Genomic DNA, 20,057 nt, shown 5'->3' on the forward strand with positions numbered 1-20,057 from the left:
CGAGGTTCTGGCAGCGTCTAAAGGCTCAGAACAAACCCGGTAAGCTGATCGTCGAGGCCTGCATGCACAAGCTGCTGGCCATCGTCTACGGCGTGCTCAAGTCCAAGCAGCCCTTCAACCCCCACCAAATCTCGATCGAAGAGACTTGACGCTTAGAACGGTGTCTTGACTTACGTAAACAGCCCCCGAATCGCCGCTTCCCGTCACCGAGCCCCCCCACGACTGCCCTACGCCACCGCCCTTGCGCCCCCACCGGCATACCAAGTCCTCACACCGCTGCCAAACTTCGCCGCTCTCGCGCCAGGAGCGGCACGAATGACGCTTCTGGGTAGTCATTGCTTCCTGCTACCAAGTCCTCACGGTTGCCCTATTTCGTCGCATTAACGCCCCGACGTACGAATGTGGTTTCACGATAGTCATTGCCGGCAGTAACGAGAACAGACGGCTACCTTACTTCGCCGCCTTCCTCCCGACGGGCACGGATGGTATTTCTGGGTGGTCCTTGCTTTGGGAAAGTGACGGTTCGGTGCCCTTTTCCGTAAGTCAAGGAATGAATGGCTGGCGAAGCCAGACAGAAGGGACATGGAGGAAAAGGGTACCGAAGCGGCGCTTTCCGGCGCAGGCAGAGGACCAAACGAGCCATGGACGAAGAGGGAGCCGAAGCGGCGCTTTCCGGCGCAGGCAGGGGACCAAACGGGCCATGGACGAAGAGGTGAGGAAGCGGCGCTTTCCGGCGTAGGAGAACAAAAACTGAGCCACCGAGGAAAGGGTGCCGAAGCGACGCCTTACAGCGCAGGCAGGGGACAACACCAAGCCCTGAATCCAAACCCAGCCATATCAGAAATAATAGGGACAGATTGCACAACGCAACCAAGCTCCTCAGATATGGCACGACTCGCAAGACTGGCACTGGCCAACCACCTCCACCACATCATCCACCGAGGCCACAACCTGCAGTTGATCGCCCAGGATGACGACGACCGCCGCGCCTTGATGGCCGCGCTGCAGGACTGTGCTGCCACCCACAAGGTCGCCATCCACGCTTATGTGGTGATGCCCAACCACCTCCACCTCCTGGCCACGCCCACCACCGACCAGGGCTTGAGCCGCATGATGCAAGCCCTGGGCCGCCGATATGTGGCGGCTTACAACCAGCGTCACCAACGTGTCGGTACGCTCTGGGAGGGGCGATTCCGAGCCGCTCCCGTTGAGGCCGCGACCTTCCTGCTACCCCTGATGCGCAGCCTCGAACTGAATCCCCTGCGCGCCGGCCTCGCCACCGAGCCGGCCGATTACCCGTGGTCATCCGCAGCCCACCACCTGGGCCGCCGCCGCGACCCATTGATCACCGACCCGCCAGGTTTCTGGGCCTTGGGCAACACCCCTTTCGAACGCGAACTGACTTGGCGGCGTTGGCTCGAAGAGGGCGAGGTGGAATCAGAACGCAAGCGCATCGTCGATGCCGCCATCAAAGGCTGGCCACTTGGCTCCGCCGCATTTCTGGCCTCACTCGGTGATCTGAGCGCCCGCCCCACCAGCCCAAGACCCCGAGGCCGCCCTCCCAAGATTAAATCTGTCCCCATTTAATGAGCAACGCTGCTTCCGTCTGACGATAATTCGACACTGACCCCATTTAGTTCTGCTTGTGTGCGCTAGGTGACAGCAGTAATCTGCGCGAGTTTGTCATAGACCCCCTGGAGGCCACCGATGTCGGCAGCTCAAGATCGTCAGGCGCATCCCGCCGCCCCATCCACCGCAATGTCTTCGGTGTCGTCCATGGCCTCGGCGTCAGGCGTCAATCCCTCCACGGAGACCTCCGCCGAAGAAATCCGCGCGCTCGCTGAACACGGGCTGTACCGCCCGTCCAATGAGAAGGACGCCTGCGGCCTGGGTTTTGTGGCCCACATCAAAGGCCAGAAGAACCACCACATCGTTCAGCAAGGCCTGAAGATCCTGGAGAACCTCGACCATCGTGGCGCCGTGGGCGCCGACAAGCTGATGGGCGATGGCGCGGGCATCCTCATCCAGATCCCGGACGACTTCTATCGCGAAGAAATGGCCAAGCAAGGCGTCTTGCTGCCGCCCCCCGGCGAATACGGCGTGGGCATGATCTTCCTGCCCAAGGAACATGCCTCCCGCCTGGCCTGCGAACAGGAACTGGCCCGCGCCATCAAGGCTGAAGGCCAGGTGCTGCTGGGCTGGCGCGATGTGCCCGTGGACCGCGACATGCCCATGTCGCCCACCGTGCGCGAGAAAGAACCCATCATTCGCCAGATCTTCATCGGCCGCGGCCCGGACATCATCGTCCCCGATGCGCTCGAACGTAAGCTCTATGTGATCCGCAAGACCGCCTCCAGCGCCATCCAGGCGCTGAAGCTGACGCACAGCCGCGAGTACTACGTGCCCAGCATGAGCTGCCGCACCGTCATCTACAAAGGCCTGCTGCTGGCCGATCAGGTGGGCAAGTACTACCAGGACCTGGCCGACCCCCGCGTGGTCTCCGCCATCGCCCTGGTGCACCAACGCTTCTCCACCAACACCTTCCCGGAATGGCCGCTGGCCCACCCCTACCGCATGGTCGCCCACAACGGCGAAATCAATACCGTCAAGGGCAACTTCAACTGGATGCGTGCCCGTGAAGGGGTGATGAAGTCGCCAGTGCTGGGCGACGACCTGAAGAAGCTGTACCCCATCAGCTTCGAACACCAGTCCGACACCGCCACCTTCGACAACGCCATCGAGCTGCTGACCATGTCGGGCTATCCGCTGGCGCACGCGGCGATGATGATGATTCCCGAGGCCTGGGAACAGCATGAGCTGATGGATGAACGCCGCCGCGCCTTTTACGAGTACCACGCCGCCATGATGGAACCGTGGGACGGCCCCGCCGCCATGGTGTTCACCGACGGTCGCCAGGTCTGCGCCGCGCTGGACCGCAACGGCTTGCGCCCCGCTCGCTATTGGGTGACCGACGACGACATGGTGGTGCTGGCCTCCGAGTCCGGCGTGCTGCCCATCCCCGAATCCCGCGTGGTGAAGAAGTGGCGCCTGCAGCCCGGCAAGATGTTCCTGATCGACCTCGAACAGGGCCGCATCATCGATGACGAAGAGCTGAAGACCCAATACGCCAACGCGCGCCCATATCGTCAGTGGATCGAGAACGTGCGCGTCAAGCTGCACGACGTCCCCACCCCTGAAGCCGCCGCGGCCGCGCCTGCCGAGGATGCTGCCGGTGCTGCCACCTCGCTGCTGGACCGCCAGCAGGCCTTCGGTTTCACCCAGGAGGACGTCAAGTTCCTGCTGGCACCGATGGCCGCCAACGGCGAAGAAGGCATTGGCTCCATGGGCAATGATTCGCCCCTGGCCGTGCTCTCCGACAAGAACAAGCCGCTCTACAACTACTTCAAGCAGCTGTTCGCGCAGGTGACCAACCCGCCGATCGACCCGATCCGCGAAAACATCGTGATGTCGCTCAACAGCTTCATCGGCCCCAAGCCCAACCTGCTGGACATCAACGCGATCAACCCGCCAATGCGGCTGGAAGTGACGCAACCGGTGCTGGACTTCGAGGACATGGCCCGCCTGCGCGCCATCGAATCTCACACCAATGGCAAGTTCAAACCGTACGAGCTGGACATCACCTACCCGCTGGCCTGGGGCCGCGAAGGGGTGGAGGCGCAACTGGCCTCGCTGTGCGCCGAGACGGTGGACGCCATCCGGAGTGGCCACAACATCCTGATCATCACGGACCGCCGCCTGAGTGCGGACCGCGTGGCCATCCCCGCGCTGCTGGCACTGTCCGCCGTGCACCACCACCTGGTGCGTGAGGGCCTGCGCACCACCGCCGGCCTGGTGGTGGAAACCGGCACCGCTCGCGAAGTGCATCACTTCGCGGTGCTGGCCGGCTTCGGCGCCGAAGCCGTTCACCCCTATCTGGCGCTGGAGACCATCGCCTCGATGCACGCCGAGCTGCCGGCCAGCCTGTCTCCGGACAAGGCCATCTACAACTACATCAAGGCGGTGGGCAAGGGGCTGTCGAAGATCATGTCCAAGATGGGCATCTCGACCTACATGTCCTATTGCGGCGCCCAAATCTTCGAAGCCATCGGCCTGAAGAGCGACTTCGTTGCCAAGTACTTCCGCGGCACCCCCACGCAGGTGGGCGGCATCGGGGTGTTCGAGGTGGCGGAAGAAGCGCTGCGCCTGCACAAGGCCGCCTTCGGCGACGACCCGGTGCTCGAAAACATGCTGGACGCCGGCGGCGAATACGCCTGGCGCACCCGCGGTGAAGAGCACATGTGGACGCCGGACGCGATCGCCAAGCTGCAGCACGCCACCCGCTCCGGCAAGTTCGACACCTACAAGGAATATGCGCAACTGATCAACGACCAGAGCCGCCGCCACATGACGCTGCGCGGCCTGTTCGAGTTCAAGTTCGACCCTGCCAAGGCCGTGCCGCTGGAGGAAGTCGAATCCGCTGCTGACATCGTCAAGCGTTTTGCCACCGGCGCGATGTCGCTGGGCTCTATCTCCACCGAGGCCCACGCCACGCTGGCCGTGGCCATGAACCGCATCGGCGGCAAGAGCAATACCGGTGAAGGCGGCGAGGATCCGGCGCGTTATCGCAATGAGCTCAAGGGCATTCCCATCGCTGCCGGCACCAAGGTGTCGGACGTCGTGGGCCCCAAGGTCATCGCGGTGGACTACGAGCTGAAGGCCGGTGACTCGCTGCGCTCCCGCATCAAGCAGGTGGCCTCCGGCCGCTTTGGGGTGACGACCGAATACCTGGTGAGCGCCGACCAGATCCAGATCAAGATGGCGCAGGGCGCCAAGCCGGGTGAAGGTGGCCAACTGCCTGGCGGCAAGGTGACCGAGTACATCGGCTTCCTGCGCCACTCGGTGCCGGGCGTGGGCCTGATCTCGCCGCCGCCGCACCATGACATCTATTCGATCGAAGACCTGGCGCAGCTCATTCACGACCTGAAGAACGTCAACCAGCGCGCCGACATCTCGGTCAAGTTGGTGTCCGAGGTGGGCGTGGGCACGATTGCCGCCGGTGTGGCCAAGGCCAAGGCCGACCACGTGGTCATCGCCGGCCATGACGGCGGCACGGGCGCCTCGCCCTGGTCGTCCATCAAGCACGCCGGCACGCCGTGGGAGCTGGGCCTGGCGGAAGCCCAGCAGACGCTGGTGCTGAACCGCCTGCGTGGCCGCGTGCGGGTGCAGGCGGACGGCCAGATGAAGACTGGCCGCGACGTGGTGATCGGCGCGCTGCTGGGCGCGGATGAGTTCGGTTTTGCGACCGCACCGCTGGTGGTCGAAGGCTGCATCATGATGCGCAAGTGCCACCTCAACACCTGCCCGGTGGGTGTGGCCACGCAAGATCCCGCGCTGCGCAAGAAGTTCAGCGGCCAGCCGGAACACGTCGTCAACTACTTCTTCTTCGTGGCCGAGGAAGCCCGCCAGATCATGGCGCAACTGGGCATTCGTAAGTTCGACGAACTGATCGGCCGGTCCGACCTGCTCGATACCCGCAAGGGCATCAGCCACTGGAAGGCCAAGGGCCTGGACTTCACCCGCGTGTTCCACCGCCCGGAACTGCCGGCCGAAGTCGCCCGCCTGCACAACGACCGTCAGGAGCACGGCCTGGAGCGCGCGCTGGACGTGAAGCTGATCGAGAAGTGCCTGCCTGCCTTCGAGAAGGGCGAGAAGGTGCAGTTCATGCAGGAGGTGACCAATGTGCGCCGCACCGTGGGCGCGATGCTCTCGGGCGAGCTGATCCGCCGCAAGCCGGAAGGCCTGCCGGACCACACCATCTTCATCCAGTTCGAAGGCACGGGCGGCCAGAGCTTTGGCGCGTTCCTGGCATCGGGCATCACCTTCTATCTGATCGGTGATGCCAACGACTACACCGGCAAGGGCATGTCGGGCGGTCGCATCGTGGTGCGTCCGTCCATCGACTTCCGCGGCGACGCCACCAAGAACATCATCGTGGGCAACACGGTGATGTACGGCGCCACCAAGGGCGAGGCCTTCTTCCGGGGCGTGGGTGGCGAGCGTTTTGCGGTGCGTCTGTCCGGCGCTTCCGCCGTGGTGGAAGGCACCGGCGACCACGGTTGCGAGTACATGACCGGCGGCACGGTGGTGGTGCTGGGCAAGACCGGGCGCAACTTCGCGGCGGGCATGAGTGGCGGTATCGCCTACGTCTACGACGAGGACGGCCAATTCGCCAAGCGCTGCAACACCAGCATGGTGACCCTGGACAAGCTGCTGCCCTCCCACGAACAGGAAACAACCGTGGACCGCGCCATCTGGCACCACGCCGGTGACGGCGAAGGCAAGACGGACGAGGCGCTGCTGCGCAAGCTGATCGAGGACCACCATCGGTGGACCGGGAGCCAGCGCGCTCGCGACATCCTGGACCATTGGGCCGAGTCGCGCGCCAAGTTCGTGAAGGTGTTCCCGAACGAATACCGCCGCGCGCTGGGCGAGATCAATGCCGCCAAGGAAACCGCCGTGACCATCGCCCAAGCCAAGGCCCCTGCGGCCAAGGCGAAGGTGTGATGCGCCGCTGACGTCAGAGACAAGATCAGGATCAGGAGAACGCCGACATGGGAAAAGTCACCGGCTTCATGGAATACGAGCGGCTGGAAGAGGGCTATGAGCCCGTTGCCGTCCGCCTCAAGAATTACAAGGAATTCGTCATCGGCCTGAACACCGAGCAGGCGAAGGTACAGGCTGCCCGCTGCATGGATTGCGGCACACCGTTCTGCAACAGCGGATGCCCGGTCAACAACGTGATTCCCGACTTCAACGACCTGGTGTACCGGGGCGGCGAGACGGATTGGAAGAGCGCCATCGCGGTGCTGCACTCGACCAACAACTTCCCCGAGTTCACGGGGCGCATCTGCCCGGCACCCTGCGAGGCCGCCTGCACGTTGAACGTGAATGACGACGCCGTGGGCATCAAGTCGATCGAGCACGCCATCATCGACCGCGCCTGGGCGGAGGGCTGGGTGACGCCACGGCCGGCCCCGGTGAAGACCGGCAAGACGGTGGCCGTGGTGGGCTCCGGCCCGGCGGGCCTGGCAGCGGCGCAGCAGTTGGCGCGGGTGGGCCACAGCGTGACGGTGTTCGAGAAGAACGACCGCGTCGGCGGCCTGCTGCGTTATGGCATCCCGGACTTCAAGATGGAGAAGAGCCACATCGACCGCCGCGTGGCGCAGATGGAAGCCGAAGGCGTGGTGTTCCGCACCGGTGTGATGGTGGCCCATCTGCCGGAAGGCTCGAAGGTGACGAACTGGGCCAAGGACGTGGTGTCCGCTGGCGAGCTGCTGGAGCAGTTCGATGCGGTGGTGCTGGCGGGTGGGTCGGAACAGTCACGCGATCTGCCGGTGCCGGGGCGTGACCTGGCCGGTGTGCATTTCGCGATGGAGTTCCTGCCACAGCAGAACAAGGTGAATGCCGGTGACAAGCTGAAGAACCAGATGCGGGCCGATGGCAAGCACGTGATCGTGATCGGCGGCGGGGATACCGGCAGCGACTGCGTGGGCACCAGCAACCGCCACGGCGCCAAGAGCGTGACGCAGTTCGAGCTGCTGCCTCAGCCGCCGGAAGTGGAAGACCGCCCGATGACGTGGCCTTACTGGCCGATCAAGCTGCGGACTTCTTCCAGCCATGAGGAGGGCTGCGAGCGCGAGTTCGCGATCGCCACGAAGGAGTTCATCGGCGAGAAAGGCAAGCTCACCGGTGTGAAGACCGTGCGCCTGGAATGGGTCAACGGCAAGATGACCGAGATGGAAGGCTCCGAGCAGGTGCTGCAGGCCGACCTGGTGCTATTGGCCATGGGGTTTGTGTCGCCGGTGGCCTCCATCGTGGACGCGTTTGGGGTGACCAAGGACGCGCGTGGCAATGCCAAGGCGTCTACCGACTTCACCGGCGGATATCGGACCAACGTGGGCAAGGTGTTCACGGCCGGCGACATGCGCCGGGGCCAGTCGCTGGTGGTCTGGGCCATCCGGGAAGGCCGGCAGGCGGCGCGGGCGGTGGATGAGTTCCTGATGGGGACGAGTGACTTGCCGCGCTGATCGCTTCCTGATCAGTCTTTGGTTCGAGAGGGCCTCCTGTTGAAAGACAGGAGGCCTTTTTCATGGGTGGTTGGCGCGCTGCCAATGAAAAAGGCCTTCGTCGTGAGACGAAGGCCTTTGTTGGGGTGCCAGATGTCTGGCGGGGCTGATCAGATCAGGATCAGTTGCGCAGCGGGATTTCGCGCCAGTTGATCAGGCGGCTGGAGCCCGTCGAGCCCGAAAGGTTACCACCCAGCGGGGTGTCCTTGTTGGTGGTCAGGCCCGTGGAAGTCGTCGGGTCAAGAGGCGCTTCGTTGCCGGAGACGGTGGCGAAGACCTTGCCATCGAATTCCACGAATCGCGTCGAAGTGACCAGGAAATTGACCTGGTAATTCGTGACCACCCCGGTGACCAGGTCGATCAGACCCGACCACGACGTGCCTGTGGTGGAGCAACCGCCATTGGCCGCTGTCGGTTGAATGGCGGAGTACACCAGATAGTTGCCGTAACCATCACCCTCACCAATGACACGGTACCCGGTGGTGCCGGTGGCCGTCCGCAGGTCGATGAAGTAACCCATCTTGTCGTTGGCCAACGGCGCCTGCATGGCCGTAGTGCTGTTGTTCTGCAGGTCGTGACGCGTAGTGTTGCTCTCCCGGATGGGCCAGGACACACCGACCGGCAGGCTGGCCGCCGTCGCAAAGCTGTTGTTGCCACCATCGCGAATGGCAAAGTAACGGTCCTGCGCGGTACGCGAGATGTCATCGGTACTGAGCAACTGGCCCGTTCCCACCGCCACCCAGCGACGACCCAGGTCGTCCACATGGATCACAGGCTTGCTGGTGACCTGCAGCTCGTTGTTGCTGGCATCCGTGAGCTTGGCAATCTTGACAGGCGCGGGGAAGGTGCCCGTGCCCGAGACGTCCAGGCGCCACAGGTTGCCGTGGAGGTCGCCTGCGTACAGGCTTTCCGCCGTGAGGTCGGTGGAGTCCGGTTGCCACACACCGATGTGGGTCAGGCCCGTCGGTGCTGCAGTGGTGCCGTCGTCCAGTGTTCCCGACGTGCCAGTGGTCGGCAGCGCCACACGTTGCAGCAGGGCGCCGGTGCGGGCGTTCAGGATGTAGAAGGCCCCCTTGCCGTCCGACGTGTTCATGCCGGCACCAAACACCACCACCCAGCCGTATTGCGCCATCTTGGTGACGATCGGCTTGCCGAAGGTGAAGCCCATCCCCGTGTCGGTGTATTCCCACAGCACCTTGTTGGCAGCGCCTGCCTCCGTGCTGGTGGAAGCTGCCGTGGTCAGGTCCAGTGCAAAGATGCTGCGGCCGCCCTTGCCCAGGCCGCCCACCACGATGCTGTGCCAGTCATTGGCCGAGGCCGTAGAGCCCGCCGTCTTCTTGAAATCCACTTCGGCCACGGCGAAGTAGCCGTTCACCAGGTAGTGGTGGACGTAGTTCGGGTTGCCTACAGCGGCCATGCCGTCTGCGCTTGGCGTGCCGCTCGGGCCGGTGATGGCTGCCGATGGGACATAGGCGAAGAGCTCGGTGCCCGCAGCGTCCGCCGTCAGCGAACCATTGATGATGTGCACCATGCCCGCGTTGTCGCCGGCAATCAGGATGTTGGGGCGCGACACATAGCGGGTGGCATGGGCGGCGTAGCCCGGGTTGGCCGCGTCCGACAGTCTGCCGGCTTCGGTGGAGGGTTTGCCCAGCACCGCCACGCCACCTTCGCCGATGTCACCGACCATCTTGGTGGCGGTGCGGACGCGGTAGGCGCGGCTGCTGCTGGTGCTGACGGCGTTCTGCTCCTGGCTCTGGTCGCCACGCAGGTACTTCACGTAGAGATCACCGTCGGCTGCAGAGGTGTAGGAGGGATCCAGTGCCGTCTTCTGCGCGGCCGTCAGGCTGTCATACCGGAAGGGTATACCAGCGCCGGTGGTCGGGTTGTAGGTCACGATGCGGCGGCGATCCCAGCCCTGGCCATCCGTGCCCATCTGGGTGTAGAGCTTGTCCGAGAAGCTCCAGCTGACCCGGTTGTACTGGATCGGCTTGCCCTCTTCGATGGCGCCCACAGGTGCCGCCCAGACGTCACCGGACCAGCCGCTGGAGTCGTAGGTGGTGCCGTAGGAGGCTTCACCCACGTCCAAGGTGTTGTCGGCTGTCTGGAACGACGAGGTGGGCGCCTGGATGGCCGCAGCAATGGACGCGAAGGCGGTGGTCAGCCCCGTCACCATCGTGTCTGCCTTGGCGGCCGTGTAGTAGGTGTCCGGACGCAGTTGCGAACCCACGGTATCGGTATCCGGGCCGGAATGCCACCAGCTCTTGTTGGTGGAGAAATCCGCCGCCGTGGCCGTGGCAGGGTCAAAGCCGGTGGGGACCGTGAAACCACCGTACTTGGCGGCCAGGTAGAACTGGTTGTTGGCCTCGAACGCCTGGTACTCCAGCACGTCCAGCCAATAGGTCTTGATGGTCTGCGTGCCTGTGATGTCGGCACGGATGTCCGTGGTGTTGGCGTAATACGCCATGCCCGCCATCAATGCACCGTTATTGTTGCAGCACCCGTTGTAAGGCTGTGTGCTGCCTAGCGTGGTCCCCAGGCCCTGTAGCACGCCAACCCGGTTGGTCCAGGCCACCGTGTCCAGCGTATCGGCAGAGACAGTCGCCGGCTTGGTGGGTTCGGACTTGCCGGTGGCGCCGGGAAGGTCCCGGTCCGCGTGGGTGTTCACGTCCCCAATGCCCAGAATGAAGTTCTTCTGGCAGGCGTAGAGAATGGGATCGTCCCAGGTGCTGATGGCCGGGAAACCGTCCGCCCAGGTGGTCTTGGTGGACGTGCTGGCGCTGCCAGGGGCGGAATACTCCGGGACATTGCCCAGATTGCGGTAGTAGCGCAGCGCGGCGTAATACAGCTCGCCCACCGGGTCATACGTCTTGTAGGAGCCGGGGGTGATTTCGCCAAACTTGTTGAGGTAGTTCATCACCCCGCTATTGCTGATGGTGATGCCGTAGTAGGTCGACATCGCCGCCGCATCGGCGGTGTCCGGGTTGGTGATCATCACGCCGGTCGTGCCGTTCCACTCCGCCACCGTGTTGGTGATCGGATCCGCACCAGGCACCGGCTTGGTGGGGCCCACGAACTTCATGCGTGCGCGAAGGGCGCCGCCATCGCGTGTCAGCGTGGCATCGTTCAGGTAGCCGAAGGCGCTGAAGCGGATCTTGTCCGAGTACTGCTGGATCAGCCCTTCGGGCTTGTAGCCGGAGGCGTACTTCACGCAGTTGGCTTCCAGGCTGCCGGCCGCCGTGCTGGAATCGCACACCTTCACCCGTGCGCTGACCTCATAGACGGTGTCCTCGGCCATCTTGTCAGTCGAACCATAGGCTGTAGCCGTCGAAACCTTGTTGTTGTCGCCGGTGGAAGTGAACCAGAGCTTGTTGCCCAGGCCCTGGATGCGCAGCTTCACCGTGCCCCAGGACAGTGGCGTGGCAGTGGTGATGTTGGTCTTCATCGTCCGGTCGGGGAAGTTGCTGGTCCCCCCCTGGCCCGTGGCGTAAGCCTTTTCGATGATGGTCTCGGTGGCTGTATCCCGCACGCGATACCCACCCGTCAACGCCCACCGGAACGGGTCGATGGTCTGCATCGTGGCCCAGTTCAGGAAGTTGCCGCTCCACTTGCTGCTGCATGCGTGGTTGGTGCCCGCCAGGCCGGCGGGCTGGAAGTAGCGCTTGGACTCGTCGGAGTCGTAGTTGTAGGTGTAGCACTTCGCCGGGTCGAAGTAGCCGATGTAGTTGGTCGCCGGCACATAGGTCGAATCCAGGTGGGTGTTGCTGACGGCCGTTGGGTATTCCACCGACAGCGTCAGGGCCAGGTTGCCCGGGGCTGCAGTGGAGGCCAGCACCGGCTGGTTCGCCAGGGTGGTCTGTGCCTGTACCGTGCCGGACAGCAACATGCCGGCCAACATCGTGGCCGCGCCGATGCGGCGAGGTAGGGAAGAGAACTGGTTCATGAGAGGCCTTAGTTGCTCAAGGTCGCCTGATAGAACGATTGCGATCCGCGGGGTCCATCGACCCGCACCGTGACGCGGTAGACGGGTTTGCTGGTGGTCGGAATGCCGCCGGAACCGTCCGTGCCCTGGCTGGGATTCGACGGTGTGAGGCAGTTGCCGGTGTCCATGTCACCGGTGGCCCGGCACAGGCGGTCGATCACGTAGTACATGGTGACCTTCGGCGCGATGGCCGTGCCGTAGGCGGGAGCGGCGGTGAGGTCCACCACGTTGGAAGCGGCGCCCAGACCGCCGACCGTGGTGGGCGTGGTGCCCAGCAAGGCATTGGGGATGCCTTCCGGGGTGGTGGGCAGCATGGTGGCGCTGTAGTTGATCGAGGTGGCGTTGCTCGTGAGCGCAACGCCGCTGTTCAAGCCGACCATCGCCTTTCGCAGGGCGATTTCGGCCTGGTTGCCCATGTCGCGTTTCATGCCGACGTTGCCGGCGCCGGTCAGCGTGGCATTCATCGCGCGCAGGGCCGCGACCGCGCCCACCATCATGATGGCGAGCGTGATCAGCGCAATGACCATGATGATGCCGCGCTGACGGCGGGGAAGAGGAGAGTGCTTGCGCATGGAGTTGGTGAGGTTGGAGCGCCGGAGCGGATGCGGGGTGTTCACGACGGAATCGCCGTTCTGACGCTGGCAAGCACGTTGCGCAGCGGCACGGTGAACTCCACCACGTTGTGGCGGCGCTGGCGGTCCGCGACCGTGTAGGTGTCCTGCAGGGCCGAACCCAGGCTGGAGAACAGCCTGAGGGTCGGAGGCGCCACGAAGTAGGTGGACCGGGTCGTGGACTGGTTGGTGTTGCTGCTCTGGTCTTCGATGGTGTCCGAACGCAGCACCATGGAGATCTTGACCGCGATCACCTGTCGGGCCCTGGCCTGGTTGGTGGTGATGTCGGTGGCGGTGTAGTTGACCGCGTCCGGCCGAACCCACGAGTCGATGATGCCGTCGCCCGTGGAGTCGATGCCATAGCGCACCCGCATCATCATCACGCCATCAGCCAGCGGCACTGGCTCCGTGGACGAGGCACCGCCGTTGCCAAAATTCAGCAGGTCATAACGCACCAGTTGGTTGCTGGCGTTCACCCCCAGCAGGTTGAAGCGCGGCGGATTGTTGTTGGTCGCGTTGCCTACGATGAAGGACTTGGCGTAGCTGGCGCCCGTCGCCCGGTCGTTCAGGGCCTGGCCGTTGATGACCGCTGCGTAGTAGGCGCCGGCCAGGTCCACCTGGTCGCTGGTGCCGGTGTAGGAGGCGGACACCTGCTCCAGCATGCAGGGGCGACCGGCGTCGGTGATGAGCAGCAGGTCATCGGCCTGTATGCCCACGGTGGAGGTCAGCCGCATGATGTTGGTGGCCACGCTCTTGGTCCGCAGCGGATTGGGGACTTCGCCCACGCCGCCCGTCCCGGTCATCACCTGAATGACGTCCGAGCCGGTGGCGGAGGCCGCCGCCGCCACGGGATACACCACCAGAGGCACCATGCGAATGGACTGGGGCACGCTGGCAAACGGTTCAGGGAAGGCTGCAGGCGCGGGCAAGGCCTGGGCGCTGTTGCGAGAAGCGGTCAGCTCGCAGCCGTAGGTATCGGACCAACTGGTCGAGAAGCCGGAGCCAGCGCTGCGAATCTGTCGGTCGATGTCGTAACTGAGGAAGGCCGAGGTCGACGACATGTCCGAGGAGGACGCGCTTTCGCGCTTCGCAGTCTCGAACTTGTTGCTGAGCAGACCCATGGTGATGATCAGGCCCATGCCGATCACCAGGGAGACCATCAGCTCGACGAGCGTGAACCCGCGCGCAGCGCGAGCACGTTGACCGGGCTGGAAGAAGCGAAGCTTGGTCATGATCAGTTGTTCAGCCGCACGTCGGTGAAATATTGGCGCGGAGTCGTCGAACCTGGCGGCTGCCAGGTGATGAGGATCCGCGCGTAATTGATGCTGGTGTTCGGCTGGGTGACCGAGCCGACACCGGTGGCCAGCCCCATGTCGGTGGGGCTGGCCACACGGGTCCTCCAGGCGGCCAGGGTGGCGGCAGGCACGTTCACCGAGCCACGCAGCCACATTTCCGTGGCCAGTTCGTTGGCCAGTGAGGCCGCACGCTGGGCGTCATCGGTCGCCACGGTGGCCTGGGAGGCCTTGGCCATGACGGAGACCAGGCCCAGCAGGCCCAGCGTCATGACCAGGATGGCGCACAGGATCTCGATCAGCGTCATGCCACGGGCACGGCGCCGGTGGGGCAGGGGGCGGAGTGTCGGCTTCATGTCGTAGGCGTCTGGTTGACGGCAGGGCACCCATCGGGTGCGGCGGAGGACAGACGGTTGGAATCGCAGGTGCGCACCGAACCCCCCAGGTTGATCCACACCTGCAGCTTCTTCACATTGGCCGTGCTGGTGGTGGTGTCCACGCCGTAAATGATCCGGTTGTCCGTGCCGGTGGTGCAGGCGACACCCACGCCGGTGATGCCGCTGGCGAGTGCTGTCGGGCGGCCGGCACCGCTGAAGCAGACCGCCGTCGGGCCGGTCACGGCCACGGTTGGCGCCGCTTCGGTCAGGCTGCCGCAGAACGCGACCGTGGCGCTTTCCGTGGAGACGATGGGCAGCAGTTTCACCACCCAGCGCGTGCCGGTGGATGACGCCTGCGCCGTACCGGTGCAGGTGGTGGCCGCCGTGCGGAAGAACACCACCTGGCGGAAGGTCCGGGAGGCTTCGGCCTGGGCCTGCTTGACAGCCACCTGCAGGCTGGTGGCCGTCGTGCGCAGCTGCGCATTGGCGGACCAGGCCCGCAGGCCCGGCATGGCCAAGGCGCTCAGCATGGCAATGATGGCCACGACGATCATCAGCTCCAGCAGGGTCAGCCCGCGGTGATGGCGGCGTGTCAATTGCATGAGTCGCCCTTGCGCGTGATCCACTTCGTGCCGGTGCAGGTGGCGGTGTTCCAGCCCGGGGTGTTGGTGATCGTGGTGGTCTTGGAATCCAGCTGGTTTACCGTGTAGGTGAAGCCGGCGACGTTGCCGCTGCCCGTTGCGGTGAGCTTGTAGGCCGACGCGGTCACGTCGGCGGTCGGGCAGGTGATGGTGAACTTGCCCACCACCATGCCCGTGCTGACGGCGGCGCAGGGCGGAGAGGTGGTGCCGACGGCCTGATAGGTGCGGTAGTCCTGGTAGTACCGTTCCATGTCGGCCCGCATGTTGGTCAGGCCGGTGATGGCGTCCGTCACTGAACCACGAAGGACATAGTCCTTGTAGGCGGGCAAGGCCACCGCCAGCAGCACGCCGATGATGGCCACGACCACCATCAATTCGATCAGCGTAAAACCGCGCTGACATGCATTTGCCAGCTTCTTAACTTTGAATTGCGCGTTCCCAAGCATGAATCACTCCTGTTTGCAGAAATTATCGACATCGACATGATGAAGACCAGTCCGCTCATCGCGCCTCGGGTTCCGCCCGTCTTGCGGGGTGCTTGATTTGTGAACTTCGTCACACTTGGCAGGGGAGAGACAATGCTTTTCCTGGCGGGGACGGTCACCGCCTTTCACCGCGTTCGTCACGGTTTTCCTCCTGGCGTCAAGGCGCTTCACGGAACTGTCGCAATTCCTCAGCGCCCGGGGTGAGCTCCGGCATCGATTCAGGCTTTACCCTATGATCCCGGCTCCCGGTCGGCCGCCCGCCCGCCGAACATCTGAACAATGGCCTTTACCGATCCCCATCCCACAACTCCAGCTGGTCCTCTGATTGAAGTAAGGGGTGTGACCTGCGGATATGCAGATCGCGTCATCCTGAGCAACGTCAATCTGAGCCTTGCCCGCGGCAAGGTGTTGGCGCTGATCGGCTCGTCCGGCGGCGGCAAGACCACGCTTTTGCGCCTGCTGACGCGGCAACTGCGGCCCCAGGCCGGCCAGGTGCTGTTCGACGGGCAGGATCTCGCACCCATGGCGCAGGACCAGCTCTACGCCCAGCGCCGTCGCATGGGCATGCTGTTCCAGTTTGGTGCGCTGTTCACCGATCTGAGTGTGTTCGAGAACGTGGCATTTCCCCTGCGGGAGCACACCACGTTGTCGGAACCGATGATCCGCGACCTGGTCCTGATGAAGCTCAACGCGGTCGGCCTGCGCGGGGCCCGCGACCTGATGCCCAACGAGATCTCCGGCGGCATGGCGCGCCGGGTGGCCCTGGCCCGCGCCATCGCCCTGGACCCTGACCTGGTGCTGTATGACGAGCCCTTTGCCGGCCTGGACCCCATTTCGCTGGGCGTGACTGCCCGCCTGATCCGGGACCTGAACGACGCGCTGGGCCTGACCAGCGTCATCGTCACCCACGACCTGCACGAGACCTTCGCCATCGCCGACCATGTGGTCATGGTGGCCAACGGCGGTGTGGTGGCCCAGGGCACACCGGACGAACTTCGCTCCAGCGACGACCCGCTGGTACGCCAGTTCGTCAATGCCCAGCCTGATGGCCCCGTGCGGTTCCATCAGCCCGCGCCCTCCGTGCAGGCCGATTTCGGCATGCCTGAATCCGAGGAGGCCGCATGAAGGCCCTGCCAACCGCTATCGGGCGTGGCCTGAGGCTCAAACTGGTCGATTGGGGCTCCTCCGCCCGTTTGCTGGCTCAGTTGGTGCTGGGCCTGGGCACCTGCCTGCGCCGGTTTGTGCTGGTGCGCGAACAGATCTTCTTCCTGGGCAACCGCTCGCTGTCCATCATTGGCGTGTCCGGCCTGTTTGTCGGCTTCGTGCTGGCGCTGCAAGGCTACTACACGCTGCAGCGCTACGGCTCGGCCGAAGCAGTGGGCCTGCTGGTGGCACTCAGCTTGGTGCGTGAGCTGGGCCCCGTGGTGGCGGCACTGCTCTTTGCCGGGCGCGCCGGCACATCCCTGACCGCGGAAATCGGCCTGATGAAGGCCGGTGAACAGCTCAGCGCGATGGAAATGATGGCGGTGGACCCCATCAAGCGGGTCCTTGCACCGCGGTTCTGGGCCGGTTTCATTGCCATGCCCTTGCTGGCGGCCGTGTTCTCGGCCATCGGTATCGTGGGCGGCTGGCTGGTGGCGGTGCCGCTCATCGGTGTGGACTCGGGGTCGTTCTGGTCCCAGATGCAAGGCAACGTGGATGTCTTTGCCGATGTGGGCAACGGCGTGGTCAAGAGCCTGGTGTTTGGCCTGACGGTGAGCTTCGTGGCCCTGCTGCAAGGTTATGCCTGCAAGCCCACGCCGGAAGGCGTTTCCGAGGCCACCACACGGACGGTGGTGATTTCCTCGCTGGCCGTGCTGGCCCTGGACTTCATGCTGACGGCCATGATGTTTTCGATCTGAGCGGGCGCCAACGCCTGGTCCGCTGTCTCGCGTATTTTTTGATTTCGTTTTGATTTCGATTTGATCCGGAGTTGCAGATGCAATCCTCTCGTTATGACGCCTGGGTCGGTTTCTTTGTGCTGCTTGGCGGCGCGGCGCTGCTGTTCCTGGCCCTGAAGGCCGGCAATCTGCTCAGCCTGAACCTGGAAGACACCTATACCGTCACCGCCAAGTTCGACAACATCGGCGGCCTGAAACCCCGCGCCGCCGTCAAGAGCGCTGGTGTGGTGGTCGGCCGTGTGGATTCGATCAGCTTCGACGACAAGAGCTTTCAGGCTCGTGTGGTACTGAAGTTGAACCAGGGTGTCGCCTTTCCCAAGGACAGCTCGGCCAAGATCCTGACCTCCGGTTTGCTGGGTGAGCAGTACATCGGCCTGGAGCCGGGGGCTGACGAGAAGAATCTGGCGGCGGGCGACATGATCAAGCAGACCCAGTCCGCTGTCGTGCTGGAAAACCTGATCGGCCAATTCCTCTATAACAAGGCGGCCGATGCTTCTTCGGGAGAGAACAAATGACGCACAACGTCTCCTTCGACCTGCGTGCCGGGTGGTTGAGCGCTGCACTGCTGGCCGCCGCCTTGGCGGCCCCGGCAGCGCACGCCAACGCGGCACCAGACGCCGCGCTGGAACAGGGGCAGGCCCAGGCGGCTGAAGCCGCCGACCAGGCCGCTTCCGGCGCGGACGCCTCCGCAGGCGCCGCTGCGGTGCCGCCGCCCGCCGAGGCCACCGACGCCGAATCGGCAGCGCCCGCTGCCGCGCCTGCATCGGCCGCTTCCGGTGCTGAAGGCGCCGCTGGTGACACCAAAGTGCCCGCTGCTGCCGGCCAGGCCGGTCAGGCTGCACAGGCCGTGCAGCAGGGCGACGCCCCGCTGCCGGCGCCCGGCCCGCGTGTGCGCAACCGGCTGGACCCGTGGGAAGGCTGGAACCGCAAGGTGTTCCATTTCAATGAGAAGCTGGACGAGAACGTGCTGCGTCCTGTCGCCACGGCCTACAGCCAGCTGGTGCCGTCACCGGCGCGCCAGGCGGTGGACAACTTCTTCGGCAATTTCTCGGACGCATGGTCGGCCGTCAACCTGTTCCTGCAGGGGCGGTTCAAGACCGGTGCCCAGCAGACCATGCGGGTGGCCGTCAACAGCGTGCTGGGTCTGGCTGGCCTGATCGACATCGCCACTCCGGCGGGCCTGGAGAAGACCTCCGAAGACCTGGGCCGCACCCTGGGCTACTGGGGTGTGAAGACCGGCCCCTACATCGTCTGGCCGCTGCTTGGCCCGTCGAACCTGCGGGATTCGGTGACGCTGCCCGTCAATATCTATTACTCGCCGGCTTATCTGTTTGATGACGGCGAATACAAGGTGGCCATCTCCGCCCTGCAACTCATCAACACCCGTGCCGGCCTGCTGAAGGTGACGGACATGCTGGATGGCATTGCGCTGGACAAGTACACCTTTGTCCGCGACGCCTATATGCAGCGCCGCACCATCAAGGCGCGTTCCAGCAGCGACGACGAGGAAGACGACTACGAAGTCATCACCCCGGACGAGAAGCCGGCCACGCCCTGAGGCGCGGAAGCCGGTACACCCATCATGGACCTGGCACGTTGTAGCCATGTCCCTGCCTAGAGAGAAAGGACAAGCATGATTTCCACCAAACGCCTGTTGCTGAAGCTGGCCCTGTCTGTGGCCGCCGTGAGCCCGCTGGCTGCCTTTGCCGCTGACGGCAGCGCCCCCGATCAACTGATCCGACAGCTCTCCATCGAGACGCTGGATGCGGTCAAGACCGACAAGTCCATCCAGAGCGGCGATGTCAACAAGCTCATGGAGCTGGTGGACACCAAGGTGATGCCGCACGTGGACTTCCAGCGCATCACGGCCTCGGCGGTGGGGCGCTTCTGGCGCCAGGCCACCCCGGAGCAGAAGCAACGCCTGCAGGACGAATTCAAGACCCTGCTGGTGCGCACCTACGCCGGTGCCCTGACGCAAGTGCGTGACCAGACCATTGCCCTCAAGCCCCTGCGCGCAGCGCCGGAGGATACGGAAGTGGTCGTGCGCACCGAGATCCGCGGCCGTGGAGACCCGATCCAGCTGGACTACCGTCTGGAGAAGACCGACGCTGGCTGGAAGATCTATGACGTGAATGTGCTGGGCATCTGGCTGGCCGATCAGTACCGCAACAGCTTCGCCCAGGAAATCAATGCCAAGGGCATCGATGGCCTGATCAAGGCGCTGGCTGAGCGCAACGCCAAGCCGGCCCCGGCCGCTTCGGCACCCAAGAAGGGTTGAGGCGATGCTGAAGCTGCCTGCCCGGCTGCGCATGGATAACGTGCCGCAGGTCTGGGCTCAGCTCGAAGGCGCATTGCGCGCCGAGATGGTCCAGGTCGGCAATGCCGCCGGCCGGTCCGTCAGCCTGGACGCGAGCGGGTTGAACGATTTCGACTCCGCCGCGCTCAGCCTGCTGCTCAGCGCCTTGCGCATGTGTGGCCAGAACGACTGGCAACTGGAATTGCTGCAGCCGCCCCGCAAGTTGCGCGAGCTCGCGCGGGTCTACGGCCTGGAATCGCTGTTCTGGGCTGATGCGCCCCCGCATGAGGTGGAAGCCTGACGCGGTTTT

15 protein-coding genes are annotated in these 20,057 nt (G+C 64.4%); 9 read left to right on the plus strand and 6 right to left on the minus strand.

All coding sequences use genetic code 11. From position 1 onward, the window contains the following. Positions 1–885 precede the first annotated feature (885 nt). The 3 genes from BMY53_RS20815 (at position 886) to BMY53_RS20825 (ending at position 8,087) form a co-directional block, all read left to right on the plus strand. The gene (locus BMY53_RS20815) at positions 886–1,587 is read left to right on the plus strand and encodes a transposase (protein ID WP_092948421.1); all 702 of its coding nucleotides are present in this window, start codon (positions 886–888) and stop codon (positions 1,585–1,587) included. Between the two features lie 189 nt (positions 1,588–1,776). Further along, a complete protein-coding gene (locus tag BMY53_RS20820) occupies positions 1,777–6,564 on the plus strand; it encodes a glutamate synthase-related protein (protein ID WP_092948511.1) in 4,788 nt (1,595 codons plus the stop codon). 47 nt (positions 6,565–6,611) lie between these two features. Continuing rightward, complete coding sequence (locus BMY53_RS20825; protein WP_092948422.1) at positions 6,612–8,087, plus strand: glutamate synthase subunit beta; 1,476 nt, start codon at positions 6,612–6,614, stop codon at positions 8,085–8,087. Positions 8,088–8,247: 160 nt separating this feature from the next. On the opposite strand, the gene BMY53_RS20830 is transcribed toward BMY53_RS20825, so the two are convergent. Genes BMY53_RS20830 through BMY53_RS20855 form a run of 6 tightly spaced genes read right to left on the minus strand, consistent with a single transcriptional unit; the run spans position 8,248 to position 15,472 of the window. Then, complete coding sequence (locus BMY53_RS20830) at positions 8,248–12,066, minus strand: pilus assembly protein (protein ID WP_092948423.1); 3,819 nt, start codon at positions 12,064–12,066, stop codon at positions 8,248–8,250. An 8-nt stretch (positions 12,067–12,074) separates the two neighbouring features. After that, positions 12,075–12,722, minus strand: a complete 648-nt coding sequence (locus BMY53_RS20835; protein ID WP_092948424.1) for a pilus assembly PilX family protein — start codon at positions 12,720–12,722, stop codon at positions 12,075–12,077. Next, positions 12,719–13,948 (minus strand): PilW family protein, encoded by a 1,230-nt coding sequence (locus tag BMY53_RS20840; RefSeq protein WP_092948425.1) that lies wholly within the window; start codon positions 13,946–13,948, stop codon positions 12,719–12,721. Before BMY53_RS20840 ends, BMY53_RS20835 begins: the two co-directional genes overlap by 4 nt. A gap of 2 nt (positions 13,949–13,950) precedes the next feature. Then, positions 13,951–14,364, minus strand: a complete 414-nt coding sequence (locus BMY53_RS20845; RefSeq protein WP_092948426.1) for a prepilin-type N-terminal cleavage/methylation domain-containing protein — start codon at positions 14,362–14,364, stop codon at positions 13,951–13,953. After that, on the minus strand, positions 14,361–14,987 hold the full coding sequence (locus BMY53_RS20850; RefSeq protein ID WP_092948427.1) for a pilus assembly FimT family protein: 627 nt from the start codon (positions 14,985–14,987) through the stop codon (positions 14,361–14,363). Before BMY53_RS20850 ends, BMY53_RS20845 begins: the two co-directional genes overlap by 4 nt. Next, entirely contained in the window at positions 14,978–15,472 is a 495-nt protein-coding gene (locus BMY53_RS20855) for a type IV pilin protein (protein WP_092948428.1), read from the minus strand. Before BMY53_RS20855 ends, BMY53_RS20850 begins: the two co-directional genes overlap by 10 nt. Positions 15,473–15,790: 318 nt before the next feature. Here BMY53_RS20855 and BMY53_RS20860 point away from each other — a divergent pair, with 318 nt between their 5' ends. From BMY53_RS20860 to BMY53_RS20885, 6 genes are all read left to right on the plus strand, one after another. Beyond that, a complete protein-coding gene (locus BMY53_RS20860; RefSeq protein ID WP_092948429.1) occupies positions 15,791–16,636 on the plus strand; it encodes an ABC transporter ATP-binding protein in 846 nt (281 codons plus the stop codon). Continuing rightward, positions 16,633–17,412 carry a lipid asymmetry maintenance ABC transporter permease subunit MlaE gene (mlaE, locus tag BMY53_RS20865; RefSeq protein WP_092948430.1) on the plus strand — a complete coding sequence of 260 codons (780 nt, stop codon included), beginning with the start codon at positions 16,633–16,635 and terminating at the stop codon, positions 17,410–17,412. The genes BMY53_RS20860 and mlaE overlap by 4 nt, the downstream gene beginning before the upstream one ends. A 77-nt stretch (positions 17,413–17,489) precedes the next feature. Then, positions 17,490–17,966: an outer membrane lipid asymmetry maintenance protein MlaD gene (gene mlaD, locus BMY53_RS20870; protein WP_092948431.1), complete on the plus strand. Its 477-nt coding sequence runs from the start codon at positions 17,490–17,492 to the stop codon at positions 17,964–17,966. Continuing rightward, positions 17,963–19,009, plus strand: coding sequence for an MlaA family lipoprotein (locus BMY53_RS20875; protein WP_092948432.1), 1,047 nt, complete (start codon positions 17,963–17,965; stop codon positions 19,007–19,009). The genes mlaD and BMY53_RS20875 overlap by 4 nt, the downstream gene beginning before the upstream one ends. Positions 19,010–19,084: 75 nt before the next feature. Then, complete coding sequence (locus tag BMY53_RS20880; RefSeq protein ID WP_092948433.1) at positions 19,085–19,729, plus strand: MlaC/ttg2D family ABC transporter substrate-binding protein; 645 nt, start codon at positions 19,085–19,087, stop codon at positions 19,727–19,729. 4 nt (positions 19,730–19,733) lie between these two features. Then, complete coding sequence (locus BMY53_RS20885) at positions 19,734–20,048, plus strand: STAS domain-containing protein (RefSeq protein ID WP_092948434.1); 315 nt, start codon at positions 19,734–19,736, stop codon at positions 20,046–20,048. Positions 20,049–20,057: the final 9 nt, after the last annotated feature.

Origin of the sequence: Roseateles sp. YR242 (assembly GCF_900109745.1) — a bacterium.
Taxonomy (GTDB): domain Bacteria; phylum Pseudomonadota; class Gammaproteobacteria; order Burkholderiales; family Burkholderiaceae_C; genus Roseateles.